Annotated in this window: 17 protein-coding genes; 4 read left to right on the plus strand and 13 right to left on the minus strand. The window is 38.0% G+C overall.

Annotated features, from left to right (window positions below; all coding sequences use genetic code 11):
- Positions 1-56: 56 nt before the first annotated feature.
- Both QGN23_RS04075 and QGN23_RS04080 read right to left on the minus strand, forming a co-directional pair.
- Entirely contained in the window at positions 57-305 is a 249-nt protein-coding gene (locus tag QGN23_RS04075) for a hypothetical protein (RefSeq protein ID WP_282905755.1), read from the minus strand.
- Between the two features lie 312 nt (positions 306-617).
- Positions 618-1,628: a M28 family metallopeptidase gene (locus QGN23_RS04080; RefSeq protein ID WP_282905756.1), complete on the minus strand. Its 1,011-nt coding sequence runs from the start codon at positions 1,626-1,628 to the stop codon at positions 618-620.
- Positions 1,629-1,808: 180 nt separating this feature from the next.
- On the opposite strand from QGN23_RS04080, the gene QGN23_RS04085 reads away from it, so the two are divergent.
- Positions 1,809-1,931: a hypothetical protein gene (locus tag QGN23_RS04085; RefSeq protein WP_282905757.1), complete on the plus strand. Its 123-nt coding sequence runs from the start codon at positions 1,809-1,811 to the stop codon at positions 1,929-1,931.
- Between the two features lie 26 nt (positions 1,932-1,957).
- Positions 1,958-2,107 (plus strand): helix-turn-helix domain-containing protein, encoded by a 150-nt coding sequence (locus QGN23_RS04090; protein ID WP_282905758.1) that lies wholly within the window; start codon positions 1,958-1,960, stop codon positions 2,105-2,107.
- Positions 2,108-2,168: 61 nt separating this feature from the next.
- On the opposite strand, the gene QGN23_RS04095 is transcribed toward QGN23_RS04090, so the two are convergent.
- The 5 genes from QGN23_RS04095 to dinB form a co-directional block, all read right to left on the minus strand.
- A complete protein-coding gene (locus QGN23_RS04095; RefSeq protein WP_282905759.1) occupies positions 2,169-2,477 on the minus strand; it encodes a hypothetical protein in 309 nt (102 codons plus the stop codon).
- A gap of 121 nt (positions 2,478-2,598) precedes the next feature.
- A complete protein-coding gene (locus QGN23_RS04100; RefSeq protein ID WP_282905760.1) occupies positions 2,599-5,664 on the minus strand; it encodes a DNA polymerase III subunit alpha in 3,066 nt (1,021 codons plus the stop codon).
- Between the two features lie 715 nt (positions 5,665-6,379).
- Positions 6,380-6,694, minus strand: a complete 315-nt coding sequence (locus QGN23_RS04105; RefSeq protein ID WP_282905761.1) for a helix-turn-helix domain-containing protein — start codon at positions 6,692-6,694, stop codon at positions 6,380-6,382.
- On the minus strand, positions 6,694-7,041 hold the full coding sequence (locus QGN23_RS04110) for a type II toxin-antitoxin system RelE/ParE family toxin (protein WP_282905762.1): 348 nt from the start codon (positions 7,039-7,041) through the stop codon (positions 6,694-6,696). Before QGN23_RS04110 ends, QGN23_RS04105 begins: the two co-directional genes overlap by 1 nt.
- Positions 7,042-7,150: 109 nt before the next feature.
- Positions 7,151-8,299, minus strand: a complete 1,149-nt coding sequence (dinB, locus tag QGN23_RS04115; RefSeq protein ID WP_282905763.1) for a DNA polymerase IV — start codon at positions 8,297-8,299, stop codon at positions 7,151-7,153.
- A gap of 62 nt (positions 8,300-8,361) precedes the next feature.
- On the opposite strand from dinB, the gene QGN23_RS04120 reads away from it, so the two are divergent.
- Positions 8,362-9,123 carry an XRE family transcriptional regulator gene (locus QGN23_RS04120; RefSeq protein ID WP_282905764.1) on the plus strand — a complete coding sequence of 254 codons (762 nt, stop codon included), beginning with the start codon at positions 8,362-8,364 and terminating at the stop codon, positions 9,121-9,123.
- A gap of 177 nt (positions 9,124-9,300) precedes the next feature.
- Here the strand turns inward: QGN23_RS04120 and QGN23_RS04125 are convergent, their stop codons facing one another.
- Positions 9,301-10,203, minus strand: coding sequence for a LysR family transcriptional regulator (locus QGN23_RS04125; protein ID WP_282905765.1), 903 nt, complete (start codon positions 10,201-10,203; stop codon positions 9,301-9,303).
- Positions 10,204-10,303: 100 nt separating this feature from the next.
- On the opposite strand from QGN23_RS04125, the gene QGN23_RS04130 reads away from it, so the two are divergent.
- The gene (locus tag QGN23_RS04130) at positions 10,304-10,918 is read left to right on the plus strand and encodes an NAD(P)H-dependent oxidoreductase (RefSeq protein WP_282905766.1); all 615 of its coding nucleotides are present in this window, start codon (positions 10,304-10,306) and stop codon (positions 10,916-10,918) included.
- Between the two features lie 167 nt (positions 10,919-11,085).
- Here the strand turns inward: QGN23_RS04130 and QGN23_RS04135 are convergent, their stop codons facing one another.
- From QGN23_RS04135 to QGN23_RS04155, 5 genes are all read right to left on the minus strand, one after another.
- A complete protein-coding gene (locus tag QGN23_RS04135; protein ID WP_282905767.1) occupies positions 11,086-11,556 on the minus strand; it encodes a low affinity iron permease family protein in 471 nt (156 codons plus the stop codon).
- An 84-nt stretch (positions 11,557-11,640) separates the two neighbouring features.
- Entirely contained in the window at positions 11,641-11,898 is a 258-nt protein-coding gene (locus tag QGN23_RS04140) for a SemiSWEET transporter (protein ID WP_282905768.1), read from the minus strand.
- Positions 11,899-12,065: 167 nt separating this feature from the next.
- Positions 12,066-12,746 carry a type 1 glutamine amidotransferase domain-containing protein gene (locus QGN23_RS04145; RefSeq protein WP_282905769.1) on the minus strand — a complete coding sequence of 227 codons (681 nt, stop codon included), beginning with the start codon at positions 12,744-12,746 and terminating at the stop codon, positions 12,066-12,068.
- Between the two features lie 136 nt (positions 12,747-12,882).
- Positions 12,883-14,043 carry an iron-containing alcohol dehydrogenase gene (locus QGN23_RS04150; protein ID WP_282905770.1) on the minus strand — a complete coding sequence of 387 codons (1,161 nt, stop codon included), beginning with the start codon at positions 14,041-14,043 and terminating at the stop codon, positions 12,883-12,885.
- Positions 14,044-14,060: 17 nt separating this feature from the next.
- Entirely contained in the window at positions 14,061-15,056 is a 996-nt protein-coding gene (locus QGN23_RS04155) for an NADP-dependent oxidoreductase (protein ID WP_282905771.1), read from the minus strand.
- Between the last annotated feature and the right edge of the window lie 186 nt (positions 15,057-15,242).

Below are 15,242 nucleotides of genomic sequence, written 5' to 3' on the forward strand. Positions count from 1 at the left end.
AAGGATATAAATAGACCTTCTAAAATAGAAGGTCTATTTTTTTTATTTTATTTAAATTAGCAACCGTAATAAACACTTTCCATTACCAAGAACATGCGTACGCCATTATAAGCATTACCATACATATCGTACGAGGTATAATATTCATATTCCCACCAAGTATTGGTATGAGTACATACTTCATCATTAACCTCTTTGTTCTGATTAATTGAAACTTCTGCTACTGAAATCGCAACCATGTCAGAAACAGTATCTAAAGAATTTGTTTTGTTATTTGCAAAAGCAAATGTTGTTCCGGCAGTCAATAATGCTGCAAATAGAATTTTTTACATAGTTTATAATATTTATTTGCTCAAATATATGTATATATTTTACATTATATACACTATTATTAATTATTTATTAAAAATAATATTATTATTAAAATTATTCTCATTCATATTATACAGAACTTATAAACTGACTTTCACGATTTTTCAATCTTATTTTTTTCCTACTCATTATTTAAATCCCCAAATCAATATATTTTCAAGATATTACTTCAAAAGGCAATACTATGATTGAAAACACCGCACAATATTACATTTAGCAAGCACAGGAGATTTATCAGTTTATACTTACTTCTTATCCACCACAATCCTGTCTTTTCTGTTCGCCAGTTCCCACGCCGTCGCGAATACCAGCTGCGTACGTTTTTTCAAAGCAACATAATCAATTTTATCAGGTGTATCGGTGGGTTTGTGATAATCTTCGTGAATTCCATCAAAGTAGAAAGCCACCGGAATTCCGTTTTTGGCAAAATTGTAATGATCCGAACGGTAGTACAACCGGTCTTTATCATTAGGATCATCATATTTGTAATTCAGTTCTAAATTGACGGTTTCCTTATTTGCTGCTTCGTTGATTTTCTTTAATTCGGTGCTGAGCATTTCAGACCCGATCACATACACATAATCTTTGCCGCAATTACCCGGATCACATCTTCCAATCATATCGATATTCAAATCTACAACGGTATTTGCCAGAGGAAAAACCGGATGATCTGCATAATATTTTGAACCCAAAAGCCCATGTTCTTCGCCGGTCACATGCAAAAACAAAATCGACCGTTTAGGACCTTTTCCAGATTTTTTTGCCTTTTGAAAAGCTTCGGCAATTTCCAGAAGCGCCACCGTTCCGCTGCCGTCATCATCAGCACCGTTGTAAATTTCTCCTTTCGACATTCCGACATGATCGTAATGCGCCGAAATCACAATTACTTCGTCGGGTTTTTCTGTTCCTTCGATAAAAGCCAATATATTTTCAGATTCAGGTAAATTTCCTCTTCTTCCATTTAAGGCTTCTTTCGGAATAACCTGATAATAAGAAGACATCGATTTCGGATGAGAAACACCCATTTTCTGATATTGTTCGATCAAATAGCGACCCGCTTTTTTCTGGCCTTCACTTCCCGTATCGCGACCCTCCATTTCATCGGAAGCAACGATATACAGGTGCGTTTTCAGCTCATCAGAAGTAATCGATTCATACGATTTCTTAAAAGGCGAACCCGAATAAGAAAGATTGGCGGCGCAACTTTGCAACAGCACAAAAGCCAACGGAAGTAATAAATACTTGGTTTTTTTCATGTTTAATTTTTTGGAAAGTTAAATATAAGTTTAATTTTTAAATCAGCCGTTTTCTTTATTGAAAAGGAATTTGAAAAAATAAATGCACAAATTAAATTTTGATTATTATTTTTAGAGAATTTCATTTTTTAACGGTGTGTATTTAGTAAATTAGTTTTCACAACCAAAAAGAAAATCAAAATGGAAACAAAAAATAAAAACATCAAAACGTTCGCCGGGCATCTTGACAAAAGACATGGCAAAACAGGTACAGAAGAACTAACTTTGAAATTAAAGCAAAATCTTTTGCAATTGGAGAATTAATTAAAGAGGAAAGGAAATTAGCCAATATGACCCGGCAACAGCTTGCGGACAAAATCGGTGCTAAAAAGAGTTTCATTTCAAGAATCGAAAACGGACATAGCGATATTCAGCTTTCAACATTGTACAAATTAATCGAGCTTGGACTTGGGCGAAAAATAACCCTCACCATTCAGTAAGAATTGATGGCTGTTGCTTTTTGACGATGTTTGAATGCACTTATATTGATCTGAAAAAATATTAAAGCCAGATTTTCTCCTCTCTGCAACGGTCCAAAATATATGTTTTTAGGTTTAAAATAGCGTCCTGATATTTCGGTGCTTCATACCCAAAACGGTCATGTTCTATTTGCTCTTTTTCCAGGTCATTGCAGCCTTTTATTACTTCCTGCAGCATATCGATCATGGCCAATTCTTTACTGTTCGATTTCTGAAATTTGAATGCTATGATTTCATCTTCCAGTTCATCACAATACTTCAAAAGTTCAGCTACTTCTGGCTCTTCAAGTAATGCCGGATTGTTTTTAAATAGGTCTCGTGTGGATTTCATAGAAAAAATTTTAGGGACTGCTTTAGTTTTACCAAATTTATAAATTATCTTTTAGCTTGTTTAAGCACAGTGATTTTTTGCTTAATTTAATGGTACAAAAAATAGGGCTCTGATTTAGACTTTATCTTTTCTCCACCACCATTTTATTCCGCGGCAAACCGATCTCACTTTCCTGAGGATAAGGTTTTCTCCAGGTCATGCTCACATCTTCATTGATCTTTTTGTGAACTTCATAACTTTTTTCCTGATCTTCGGCATAACGTGGGTCGGGAATAAAAGGCATTTTCGCCATCTTGAAAACCGTAATGGTCGGGAAATGAAAATCCACTTCTACCATTCCTGCCAACAAATAACAACCGCCGCCCTGAAAAGGATATTTCTGCAAATTATCGGGGAAATGCGCGGTGTCGAAAAAATTCCCTTCCACATCAATCCAGGTGCCGAAAAACATAGTGCCTCTTTTCGTGGGAACGTGTTTCCGGGAAATGAGATACGCCAGCATTCTCACCTGCCGTTTGTGATATTTTGGTAAATCTTTCGCCATCACCTCGCCCCGAAATTTCGTCTGCAACAGATCAAACGGACTGCAGGAAACAGAAAAACCCAGAATTTCTATTTCATCAAAAGCATCTTCAAAAGGGTTTCTTTTTAAAGTGGGAAGTTGATATTCCTGCACCGGCGTTTCAAAAAAAGCGGGCAACCGGTATTCGGGTTTGAAATGAATCATGAGCAAACGCGCTTCGATCAACAGTTCATTTTTTGGTTTTCCTGTAAACCGAAAAGCGCCTACAAAAATCAAAATCTGCAACGTTTCAATCCCGACCGGAACGCGTTTGATGAAATTTTCCAAAGAAGTGTAATCACCGTTTTTCGCTCTTTCTTCCGGAATAAAATGAGCGGTTTTACTTTCGAGTTTTTCGATATGCATGAAACCTAAAAAAACGTCTTCGCTATAAACTGTTGTTTCCACCAAACTCCGGTTCACACACGGATTTTGAATTTTTCCGCCGGACATCCGGCATTCGTGAACGTACACTTCAGTCCGGTAAAATCCACCGCCGTTATTGATCGCAGAAACCATAAATTCAATCGGGTAATACACCTTTAAATAAAGACTTTGGTAACTTTCTACGGCATACGAAGCCGAATGCGCTTTGCAAAAAGAATAGCCCGCAAAGGATTCGATCTGCCGGTAAACTTCTTTGGATAACTGTTCCGGATGACCTTTTTGAGCGCACGATTCAAAAAAATGTTCGCGTACTTCCTGCAATTTTTGAATGGACCGGCTTTTTCCGCTCATCGCCCGCCGCAACACATCGCCATCATCTGCAGAAACGCCGCCAAAATGCAGCGCAATTTTAATCACATCTTCCTGATAAACCATAATTCCGTAGGTTTCGCCCAACTGTTCTTTAAAAACATCATGGAAATACTCAAACTGCGTCGGATTATTATGCCGGAAAATATATTCCTTCATCATGCCGCTTTTCGCCACACCCGGACGAATAATTGACGAAGCGGCAACCAAAGTTGGGTAATCTTCACACTTCAAACGCCGCAATAAACCGCGCATGGCAGGACTTTCAATATAAAAACAGCCGATGGTTTTCCCGATGCTTAAATAATCATTGCAGTTTTTATCATTTTTAAAAAACTTCGTGTTGTGAATATCAATCGTAACTCCCTGATTTTTATGGACAAGTTTCAGCGTATCGTTAATGGTTCCCAATCCCCGCTGAGAAAGAATATCAAACTTTTCAAATCCGATATCTTCCGCCACATTCATATCGAACTGCACGATGGGGAAACCTTTCGGCGGCATTTCCAAGGCGGTATAATTCGTGAGCGGTTCCTGGGAAATGATAATTCCGCAGGAATGCATGCTGCGCTGATTCGGGAATTTTTCGAGCAACATTCCGTATTTCTGCACGAGTTTTACGACTTTATTGTCATCGTGAGTGGCCATAGGATTTTTCGCCAAAACATCGAGTTCCTCTTTGGGCAAACCAAAAGCTTTCCCGACTTCCCGAAAAATAGAGCGGTATTTAAACTCAACATTGGTCCCACAAAAAGCGACGTGCTCTTTTCCATAACGCTCGAAAATATATTTCAGAATTTCGTCCCGTTCCCGCCAACTCCAGTCAATATCAAAATCCGGCGGATTATTCCGATGTTGATTCAAAAAACGTTCAAAATAAAGATTGAGTTCGATGGGACAGATTTCTGTAATTCCGAGGCAATAACTGATGATGCTGTTCGCACCACTGCCTCTTCCAACATGCAGAAAACCTCTACTCATGCTGTATTTCACAATATCCAAAGTAATAAGAAAGTAGCCCGCGAAGTTCATTTCGGTAACGACTTTCAGTTCTTTTTCAATGCGGTCAATCACAATCTGGGTTCTTTCGGGATATCTTTCATCCAAACCTTCGTAGGCAAGTTTTCTTAAAAGTGCTGCATCGGTTTCTTTATTTTCGGTAAAGTAAATCTTGTTTTTCGGTGTTTTAAAATCAAAATTGAATTCGCAGTGATGTAAAATAAATTGCGTATTTTGAATGATCTCCGGATATCTTTTGAATTTTTCTATAATAGTTGAAACAGGCTCAAAAACTTCATTGGGTGAACAAAAATCGTTTTCTGCCAATTTTGAAATCAATGTATTCTGATCAATGGCCCGTAAAATCCGGTGCAGGTTAAATTCTTTTTTCGTTTTAAAAGTGATCGGATGTAAAATGACCATTTTATCTAAAAAACTTTTCCATTCCGCACGGATTAAAAGATTCAGCTCTTCTGCACGAACGCCGATAAATTCGTTTTCCTTTAAGACTTCCGGAATATTTTGCAAAGGATAAATAACAAATACGTTCTGAAAATCGGGAGAAACCTGGGGAAGTTCAGCGCCATCACAATTGTGGTTCGTCAATAAACGGTTGATCTCGGCAATTCCGGTTTCATCTTTGGCAATGGTCATATAAAGAAGTTGGTTTTCCTTTCTGATTTCTACGCCCACCACCGGTTTGATGCCGAATTTTTCACACTCTTTTTTAAAATCATAGATCGCGGTGACGGTATTGATATCGGTCAAAACCAGTTCTTTCGCACCGGCACCGGCGGCTTGCTTCACCAGTTCTTCAACCGATAAAGTGCCGTAACGAAGGCTGTGAAAGGTGTGGGAATTGAGGAACATGGGTTAATAGATAATAGATGAGAGACGGATAGATGAGAGACTTAGAGACTATAGATTGATAGATTATAGATAAATGCCTTTTTTGCTCTTTTGAATAACTTAATTTTCACAAAAATTTTTGTGCCTTTTGTGGTTAAAAAATCTTCAACATTCAGAAATTAAGTGGAACAAGATTTCCTTCCAAAAGTGAAACACGCACCCCTTTTTTGCTCTTTTGAATAACTTAATTTTCATAAAACCTTTTGTTCCTTTTGTGGTTAAAAAATCTTCAACATTCAGAAATTAAGTGGAGCAAGATTTCCTTCTAAAAGTGAAATACGCACCCCTTTTTTGCTCTTTTGAATAACTTAATTTTCATGAAACTTTTGTTCCTTTTGTGGTTAAAAAATCTTCAACATTCAGAAATTAAGTGGAACAAGATTTCCTTCGAAAAGTGAAACACGCACCCCTTTTTTGCTCTTTTGAATAACTTAATTTTCATAAAACCTTTTGTTCCTTTTGTGGTTAAAAAACCTTCAACATTCAGAAATTAAGTGGAGCAAGATTTCCTTCGAAAAGTGAAATACGCACCCCTTTTTTGCTCTTTTGAATAACTTAATTTTCACGAAAACTTTTGTGACTTTTGTGGTTAAAAAAATTTAACATTAAGAAATTAAGTGGAGCAAGATTTCATTCGGAAACTTATATATTGATAAAAATTTTAAAATGGATTCTATTATTTTCCAACGATGATATTCAAGTTTGGCAGTTCTACCTGTAGCGTTACTTTCGCTTTCAAAGCGGTGAAAACTTTTAATAAAGTATCCATTGTTGCATTATTGGCATTACTTTCTAATCTGGAGATTTGCGCTTTTTGTACCCCAACTAATTTCCCTAATTCTTCCTGTGTTAAATTTCTTTCTTTTCTGGTTTCTTTTATTGCCTTACCAATTAAATCCATTTGAAGTTCATATTCAAATAGATTACGTTCAGGAGTTCCAATTTCTCCTATCAATTGATCCTGAACCTGATTTAAAGTATATGTTTTCATTATTTCTTGTTTTGTTGATCTGCAAAATATTTAATTCTTGCGTTTATTGCTTTCTTAATTTCATTATCTGGTACTTTACTTCTTTTTTTGATAAATCCATGGGTTGAAATAACCAGTGTTTCGGAGGAGGAATTTTTATCCCAAAATGCAAGAAGCCGGTATTGGATACCTTGATAAAGTGTTCTGAATTCCCAAATATCATCCGTTAATTTTTTGAAAAGTTCAGGATCGTGATTTATTTGAGACTTACGGATATTATAAAGGATTTTTTCATAATGCTTTTTTTCAAGTCCACTTAAAAACTTAAAGGCTTCCTCTAAAAATAAAATTTCAAAAAGATTTTTCATTCACTAGATATTTTGGACGAATCAAAGATAATTAAAGTTTCGTTATAAAGAAACATTCTCAGTCAGTTTAGGTAATAATTTATTAATGATTGCGGACTTATTTAAATTTTCAACAAACCAGTTCAAATCCCGACGCTCTACCCAAAGCATTTTTACCAAAACGGTTTTTCATGCGGTCCATGGCCTGGTAGAGATTCATGAGTTCTTCGCTGTCTTCAAATAAATTCATCTGATAGGTTCCGTGCACGAGATTGGTAAACCGCAAACCGACCAAACGTAACCGCATCCGGCGCGTGTACAATTTTTCAAATAAGTCCAAAGCGACTCTGGCTAAAGTATGATCAATCGATGTATAAGAAATCTTGCACTGTTTCGTTTCCGTATCGAAATTGGCGTAGCGGATTTTTAAAACAACCGTGGAAGTCAGCCATTTTTCCTGTCGTAACTGATAAGCCAGAGATTCTGCCATGTGTGAAATCAATCTTTTCAGTTCGAAAATATCCATCGTGTCATTCGTAAAAGTATGTTCACTGGATAATGATTTTCTTTCCGAATACGGAACAACCGGCGTGAGATCTATTCCGTTGGCTTTTTTCCAGAGTTCGTTCCCATTTTTGCCGATCATTTGCTGCAGAACCAAAACGGGCATTTCTGCCAAAGTCTGAATGGTTCTGATTCCGACACGCGACAATAATTGAAAAGTCACGTCGCCAACCATCGGAATTTTCCTTACCGATAAAGGATTTAGAAATGGTTGTATATTCTGCACCGGAATTTCCAATCTTCCAACCGGTTTAGATTCTCCGGTGCCGATTTTTGAAACCGTTTTGTTGGTGGATAAAGCAAAACTTATCGGTAAACCCGTATTTTTCGTGACGGAATCTGCAATTTCCTTCGTCCATTGATAGCATCCGAAAAATTTGTCCATGCCGGATAAGTCCATGTAAAATTCATCGATGCTGGCTTTTTCCAAAACGGGCACTTTCTCCTGAATAATTTCGGTGACTTCTTTGGAAAATTTAGAATAGCGTTCGTAATCGCCGCGGATGACTTTGGCTTCCGGACATAATCTCAAAGCCATCTTGATCGGCATGGCAGAACGCACGCCGAAATGCCGTGCTTCATAAGAACAGGATGCCACCACGCCACGGTCGCCACCACCGATAATGACGGGAATCCCGTTGAGTTTCGGTTCCTGTAATCTTTCACAGGACACAAAAAAAGTGTCCAGATCCATATGTGCAATTGCTCTTTCCATGGGTACAAAATTAGTACGATTTATATCAAAAATCCGTATCTTTGTTGCTATAATTTGTATCAATGTCAATTTTATCAGATAACATGCGGTATTTGAGGGCTCAACAAAAATACTCGCAACAAAAAGTCGCCGATGATCTTTTGATCACCCGCGGACGGTACGCCAAATATGAAGATGGCGCAACAGAACCGCCGATTGAAATCCTCATAAAGATTTCAAAATACTACCGCGTGAGCATTGATTTACTGGTGGGTTTGGATGTGCGGAAATATACTTTAGAAAAGATGATGAAGTTACCCGACAACCGGATAATCCTCCCCATTATGGTGGATGAAAAAGGCGAAAATAAAATAGAAATCATTCCGGAGAAAGCACAGATGGGCTATCTCCAAGGTTACAGCGATCCCGGATATATTGAAAAACTGCAGACCATTTCCCTCCCTTTTTTGCGCAACGGAAAATACCGCGCTTTTCCGGCGACTGGAGATTCAATGCCCCCTTTTAAAAACGGAACTTTTATCGTGGGGAAATATGTGGAAAACATTAATGATTTAAGGAATAACAAAACCTATATTTTCATCACCCAAAATGAAGGCGTTGTGTACAAAAGATTCGAAAAGAAAACCGCCGGAAATATCACCGTGAGCTCGGATAATCCATTGTACAAACCTTATGAAATCAAACTTTCGGAGTTGGTGGAAATCTGGGAATATGCCTGCAGCATCAACACGGCAGAATTTGAAACGGAAACTTTGGACATGATGACGGTGAAGGATATGTTTTTGAGTCTGAAGAAAGAGATTGATTTGATCAAGAAGAAATAACGGCTTAAAATAGCTATTTCTTCATTACAATTATTGCCAAAAAAACTCCTTTCGACTGAAGGAGTTTTGCATTTCTTGTTTGTCGATCATTTGATAACCTGTTTGAATTACCTTAATAACTGATTTTTTTTAAAATTTCTTTTATAAAGCGGAATATCAAAGTTCAACTTCGGATACTTAAATTCCCGCCATCACTTTACGGAAAAGACTTTTGAGGTGTTCAATTTCAGATTGATGGTTGGTTTTCTTCCGGCAACCGAAATACAAGGTGTTTTCCAGTTTTTTGTCGCCTTCCCAAACTAATTTGATCTCGCCGTTTTCAATTTCGCTTTTGCACAGGAAATTGGGGATTACCGCCAGTCCTGTCCCACCTTTTAAACAGCGGATGATTGAGTTTAAATTGGGAACAATATAATTGGGCCGGAAGTCAGGTTTATGTCCGAAATTCAGAATCCAGAACTGAAAAAGATGTTCCATATCGCCGGTCGTGCCGTACCATTTTTGCTGTTTCAGCCATTCTTCGATTTGTATCTTATCTTTTGTTTTCAGAATATTCCTGAAACTATTGGTATCAACCTCTTTTCCGCCGACCAAAATAATCTGTTCCGAAGAAAATGCTTCATGTTCAATATTCGGAGATACGCCTTTTTTTGGCGTGATAATCAAATCTAAAATTCCTTTATCCAGCTGATCCAGCATTTCAGGATAATCTCCAAAACTGATAATTAAATTGAAAGGCAAACTTGAAACATATTGCTCTAAAGTGGTCTGAAAAGTTTCAAAACACATTCCCACACTTATGGTGGGCGTATGTTTTTCGGTAGATTTCTGAAAATTCTTCTCGACCTCGGCCAACTTTGTTAAAGGATCGGAAACCGCATTAAATAAGATTTTCCCGCGCTCTGTCGGGATCATTTTCCGACCCGTGCGGTCAAATAATTTATATCCGACATACGCTTCCAGAGAGCCTAAATGCAAACTTACCCCGGGTTGCGAAATAAATAAATGCTCTGCCGCACCGGTAAGGGTTCCCGCTTTATAAATCGCTTTAAAAGTCCGATACCATTCTAAATTAACCATCACTTACTATTACAATTATGATACAAATATATGATTTATATTATTTTCATTATAGTAAAATTGAAGGTAATTTTGCATTAATAATTTAAAAAATTTAAAAATGAAAAAAGTACTCATCATCAATGGTGGACAAAATTTCGGTCATTCGGGTGGAAAATACAATCAGACGGTTACCGAAAACACGCTGAAAGTGTTAGAAGAATTTGGAAATATTGAAGTACAGGTGACCCATGTGAGCGAAGATTACGATAAAAAAAAGGAAGTTGAAAAATGGGTCTGGGCCGATTTTATTATTTACCATACTCCGATTTGGTGGTTTCAGCTGCCGAATGGTTTTAAAAAATATATTGATGAAGTTTTCACCGCGGGTCACGCCAAAGGAATTTATAAAAGCGACGGCAGAAACGCCGACAATCCCGAAATCAATTACGGAACAGGCGGTATGCTTGGCGGCAGAAAATACATGGTGACCACCAGTTGGAACGCACCGGAAACTGCTTTCACACTTCCAGGAGAATTTTTTAATGAAACAAGTGTTGACGACGGGCCGCTGTTTGGTTTCCACAGAATGAACCGTTTTGTTTCCTTAGAAAAAATGGAAAGTTTCCACTTTCATGATGTAGAGAAAAATGCCAATATCGAACGGGACATGAAATCTTACCGGGAACATCTGAAAAACGTTTTTTCAAAAGAATTGAAACCCCAGTTCGTCTAATGAAAAATCGTACAGCGTTTATAAAAACAGGAATATCCATTTGAAAAACAGCATGTTTAATAAGGAATATCTTCGCGGATTGAAAAAAAGATGCTATAGCGTGACCTCTTTTTCATCAATAAAACTTTAAAGAGGTCCCGTTTTTATTTGATAAAAGAAGAGGTGAATTATTCCTCTTCTTTTTTATTTATCCCTTTAAAATATTCGGCCTTCTCTTCCTGATTTCTGGACGCAGCATCGATAGAGTGCGAACCGTTTAGATTGGCATCTTGCTCTGCTTCCTCCGATAATTTTTCGTAATATTTGTGAATCTGATCCAATTCTTTTTCGGTTAAATTCTCAATATCCACAATTCTGTTACTCGCAGATTTGCTGGCTGCGATTAATTCATTGAGTTTGATTTGGATTGCTTTTGAGTCCTTATTCTGGGCTTTTTGAATTAAGAAAACCATCAGGAAAGTGATAATCGTAGTTCCGGTATTGATAATCAATTGCCAGGTTTCCGAAAACTGAAAAATGGGACCACTTACCGCCCAGATAATCACAATCGCCAAAGCACCTAAAAACGCGTAAGAACTTCCGGTGAAAGTAGTTGCAGCATTTGAAAATTTTTCAAATAAATTATTGTCAGTTGCCATAAGAATCATTTTTAATTATTCTCTTCACAGAAAAAAGTTTGCCAAACCTTTATAATTGCTGTGGATGACATTATTCATTATCACTTACTTTTTACGGTATATAAAATAGGAAATCAGCAGAATGATATTCACCACAACGGCAAAAGCATTGGACAGAATAATGGGAAGTTCGTCTTTGAGAAAACCATACCAAACCCACAGTGACAGTCCGGTAATTAAGAAGAGCATCATTAATAAAGATAAATCTTCTACATCTTTTTCCTTTAAAACTTTGATCAGTTGTGGCAACATGGCTACTGAGGTAATGATACCTGCGGCCAAACCGAGAATATTTTCGTCCATTTTAATTTATTATTAAACGAATTTAGGAAAAAGCAGAGAAAGTCTTTAGGCAAATTAAGTCACCATTGGCAAGAGCAGTTCTTGAGAGTTCTTAAAAAAAAGTTCCAAAGCGAAAATTCACTTTGGAACTTTTTATCAATAATTTCTGATCTAAAAAGATTCCGGATTTATTTCTGAAGTTTGTTCAGCAACAACTCAGCTACTTTTTCGGAAGACGCCGGATTCTGGCCGGTGATCAACAAACCGTCTTCTAAAGCATGCGCTTCAAAATCGGCAGCTTTGCTGTAGATCCCACCGTTTTGTTTCAGCATATCTTCTACCAAAAAAGGAACGATATCAGTCAATTGCACCAAAGCTTCTTCGGAATTGGTAAAACCGGTTACTTTTTTACCTTTTACCAATGGTTCACCGGAAGTGTTTTTCACATGTTTCAAAGCTGCGGGAGCATGACAGACGAAAGCTACCGGTTTACCGCTGTTGTAAAAACTTTCGATCAGTTTTGCCGAATCCGCACTTTCTGCCAAATCCCAAAGTGGTCCGTGACCGCCGGGATAAAATACGGCATCGTAATCTTTTGCGGAGACTTCAGATAGTTTGTGCGTTTTGCTTAATTTTTCCTGCAAATCTTTATCCGCTTTAAATCTGATGGTAGCTTCCGTTTGATTTTCCGGTTTGTCACTGGTAGGATCGATGGGTGGCTGACCACCATTTGGAGATGCTAAAATAACATCAACGCCTTTATCCACCAGATAGTAATAAGGACTTGCGAATTCTTCGATCCAAAATCCGGTTTTCTCACGGGTATTTCCCAACTGATCGTGGGAGGTTAAGACAAATAATATTTTCATGATATTCATTTTAAGTTAATTTTTAATGCTGTTCCTGTCAAATAAGGAGCTGTTTATGTTGCTTTTTTAAAGGCGCAAATCGACGATTCACTAATTCCTTTAATAAAATAAAAAGACATTGGTAAAGGCGTGAGTTTTAATAGCTCATTTCGATAATTTTCTGAACATCTGCGGGCGCAAGTAATTTATGCTCTCCAAGTCCCATCCAACCGCGGTCTGTAAAACGTTTTGAAACAATATTTCCGGTTTCTGAATAGTCTTTGGTGTAGTCGGATAATTTAATATCGATTCCTAAAGATTTGAAGAATTCATCGGTTTTGTTAATTCCGGCGTGGGCTTTTTCTTCTAAAGTTCCTTCGGTAATATTCCAGACCCGCTCAGCATATTGCGCCAGTTTTTCTTTCTTGGTTTCGAAATTATAACGGTAATGATTTCCTGCTAAAATGGCCAAAGTTCTGGCGTGATCAATTCCATACATCGCCGTTAATTCATGGCCCATCGAGTGAATGGCCCAGTCTCCCGGAACGCCCTGCTGAATTAATCCGTTCAGAGCCATGGTACAGCTCCACATAAAATTGCACGCGGCCTGATAATCCGAAGGATCTTTCATAATAGCCGGAGCCACTTCAATTAAAGTCTGCATGATACTTTCTGCAAAACGATCCTGTAATAAAGCACCAATCGGATAAGTCATATACTGTTCCATCACGTGGGTAAACGCGTCTGCAATTCCGTTTGCCAGCTGACGTTGCGGAATGGATTTAATCACTTCCGGATCAAGAACGGAGAAGATCGGGAAAAGTCCCGGTCCGCCAAATGCTAATTTTTCCTGTGTTTCTGCTCTGGTAATTACAGACCCGGAATTCATTTCAGATCCGGTTGCAGGAAGTGTCAATACCGTTCCAAAAGGCAATCCTTCGGTCACCGGTTTTTTATTGGTCAACAAATCCCAGGGAGTTTCGCCTTGGTATAAAGCTGCGGCTGATAAAAATTTGGTACCGTCGATTACAGAACCGCCACCCACAGCCAAAAGATAGGTGATTTTTTCTTCTTTAATGACTTTCAGTGCGTCCAGTAAAACGCTGTATTCCGGATTGGCAGGAATTCCACCGAATTCTACGACTTCATAACCTGAAAGTGCTTTTTTTACCTGATCATAGATTCCGTTTTTCTTAATACTTCCGCCACCGTAGAGCATCAATACTTTTGCGTTTACCGGAATTTCTGCCGGAAGATTTTCGATCTGACCTTTACCAAACAATATTTTTGTTGGATTTCTGTATTTAAAATTGTTCATATTTTTATTTTTCCTGTTTATATTTTTACGATCATTTTCCCTTTATTCCTGCCTTCAAAAAGGCCGATAAAAGCCTGCGGAATATTTTCAAAACCTTCCACGACGGTTTCGGCCGCATGCAGTTTTCCTTCAGACAACCATTGAGACAGATGTTTCATTCCTTCGGGGAATTTCTCCGCATAATTGCTCACGATGAATCCCTGCATCAAAGCACTTTTGCGGATGAGGAAAGGTTCCACGCGCGGTCCCTGCGGAACAGAAGTACCGTTGTAGGCGGAAATCGCGCCGCATACAATAATTCTTCCCAGTCGATTGATATTGGCATGTACACTGTCTGAAACCGCGCCGCTGACATTGTCATAATAAATATCAACACCATTGGGACAAACTTCTGCAATGGCTTTGGTCATGTCCTTTGTGGTATGGTAATTAATGGCTTCATCAAAACCGAATTCAGATTTCAGCAAGGCTGCTTTTTCATCGGTTCCGGCGATGCCGATCACACGGCAGCCCAGTATTTTTGCGATTTGTCCCACGACACTTCCCACGGCTCCGGCAGCTCCGGAAACCACGATGGTTTCTCCGGCTTTGGGTTTTCCTATTTCTGTAAGGCCGAAATAAGCGGTTAATCCCGTCATTCCCAAAACCCCTAAATAATTAGAAAGTGGTGCAGTCTGAGCATCTACTTTTAAAACATTATTTCCTGTTGATGTTTGAAATTCTTTCCAGTCCAAAGCTCCTGTAACAAATTCTCCGGCTTTATACTTTTCATTCTTAGATTCCACTACTTTCGCGACAACGCCGGAATTCATCACTTTTTGAAGTTCAAAAGGCGGCACATAAGATGGCGCATCGCTCATTCGTCCCCGCAAATAAGGATCTACAGAAACGAATTTTGTTTTCAGAAGAATTTCGCCTTCTTTTATTACCGGCATTTCTTCATCTACAAATTTAAAATCTGACAGTTGGGGTTTTCCAACCGGTCGGCTGTTCAGTGTTATTGTTTTATTCATCTTAAAAGGTTTTTATTAAAAATAAATGACTTTTTTTCTGTGTTTTTTTGATATTGCTGAATACAGGATACGCTCTGGCTTTGAGCTTACTTTCTGATGACTCATTTCGGATATCCATTTCTTATGAAATAAATTTTAAGAAATTTTCCACTCTTTAGGGTCGGTGAAAAAGAAAATATCTTTTTT

The organism is Chryseobacterium gotjawalense, assembly GCF_030012525.1.
GTDB lineage: Bacteria > Bacteroidota > Bacteroidia > Flavobacteriales > Weeksellaceae > Kaistella > Kaistella gotjawalense.

Excerpts from the sequence above, each read along its gene's own strand:
- QGN23_RS04080 (WP_282905756.1), bottom strand. The coding sequence starts at position 1,628 with ATGAAAAAAACCAAGTATTTATTACTTCCGTTGGCTTTTGTGCTGTTG.
- QGN23_RS04085 (WP_282905757.1), top strand. The coding sequence starts at position 1,809 with ATGGAAACAAAAAATAAAAACATCAAAACGTTCGCCGGGCATCTTGAC.
- QGN23_RS04090 (WP_282905758.1), top strand. The coding sequence starts at position 1,958 with ATGACCCGGCAACAGCTTGCGGACAAAATCGGTGCTAAAAAGAGTTTC.
- QGN23_RS04095 (WP_282905759.1), bottom strand. The coding sequence starts at position 2,477 with ATGAAATCCACACGAGACCTATTTAAAAACAATCCGGCATTACTTGAA.
- QGN23_RS04100 (WP_282905760.1), bottom strand. The coding sequence starts at position 5,664 with ATGTTCCTCAATTCCCACACCTTTCACAGCCTTCGTTACGGCACTTTA.
- QGN23_RS04105 (WP_282905761.1), bottom strand. The coding sequence starts at position 6,694 with ATGAAAACATATACTTTAAATCAGGTTCAGGATCAATTGATAGGAGAA.
- QGN23_RS04110 (WP_282905762.1), bottom strand. The coding sequence starts at position 7,041 with ATGAAAAATCTTTTTGAAATTTTATTTTTAGAGGAAGCCTTTAAGTTT.
- dinB (WP_282905763.1), bottom strand. The coding sequence starts at position 8,299 with ATGGAAAGAGCAATTGCACATATGGATCTGGACACTTTTTTTGTGTCC.
- QGN23_RS04120 (WP_282905764.1), top strand. The coding sequence starts at position 8,362 with ATGTCAATTTTATCAGATAACATGCGGTATTTGAGGGCTCAACAAAAA.
- QGN23_RS04125 (WP_282905765.1), bottom strand. The coding sequence starts at position 10,203 with ATGGTTAATTTAGAATGGTATCGGACTTTTAAAGCGATTTATAAAGCG.
- QGN23_RS04130 (WP_282905766.1), top strand. The coding sequence starts at position 10,304 with ATGAAAAAAGTACTCATCATCAATGGTGGACAAAATTTCGGTCATTCG.
- QGN23_RS04135 (WP_282905767.1), bottom strand. The coding sequence starts at position 11,556 with ATGGCAACTGACAATAATTTATTTGAAAAATTTTCAAATGCTGCAACT.
- QGN23_RS04140 (WP_282905768.1), bottom strand. The coding sequence starts at position 11,898 with ATGGACGAAAATATTCTCGGTTTGGCCGCAGGTATCATTACCTCAGTA.
- QGN23_RS04145 (WP_282905769.1), bottom strand. The coding sequence starts at position 12,746 with ATGAAAATATTATTTGTCTTAACCTCCCACGATCAGTTGGGAAATACC.
- QGN23_RS04150 (WP_282905770.1), bottom strand. The coding sequence starts at position 14,043 with ATGAACAATTTTAAATACAGAAATCCAACAAAAATATTGTTTGGTAAA.
- QGN23_RS04155 (WP_282905771.1), bottom strand. The coding sequence starts at position 15,056 with ATGAATAAAACAATAACACTGAACAGCCGACCGGTTGGAAAACCCCAA.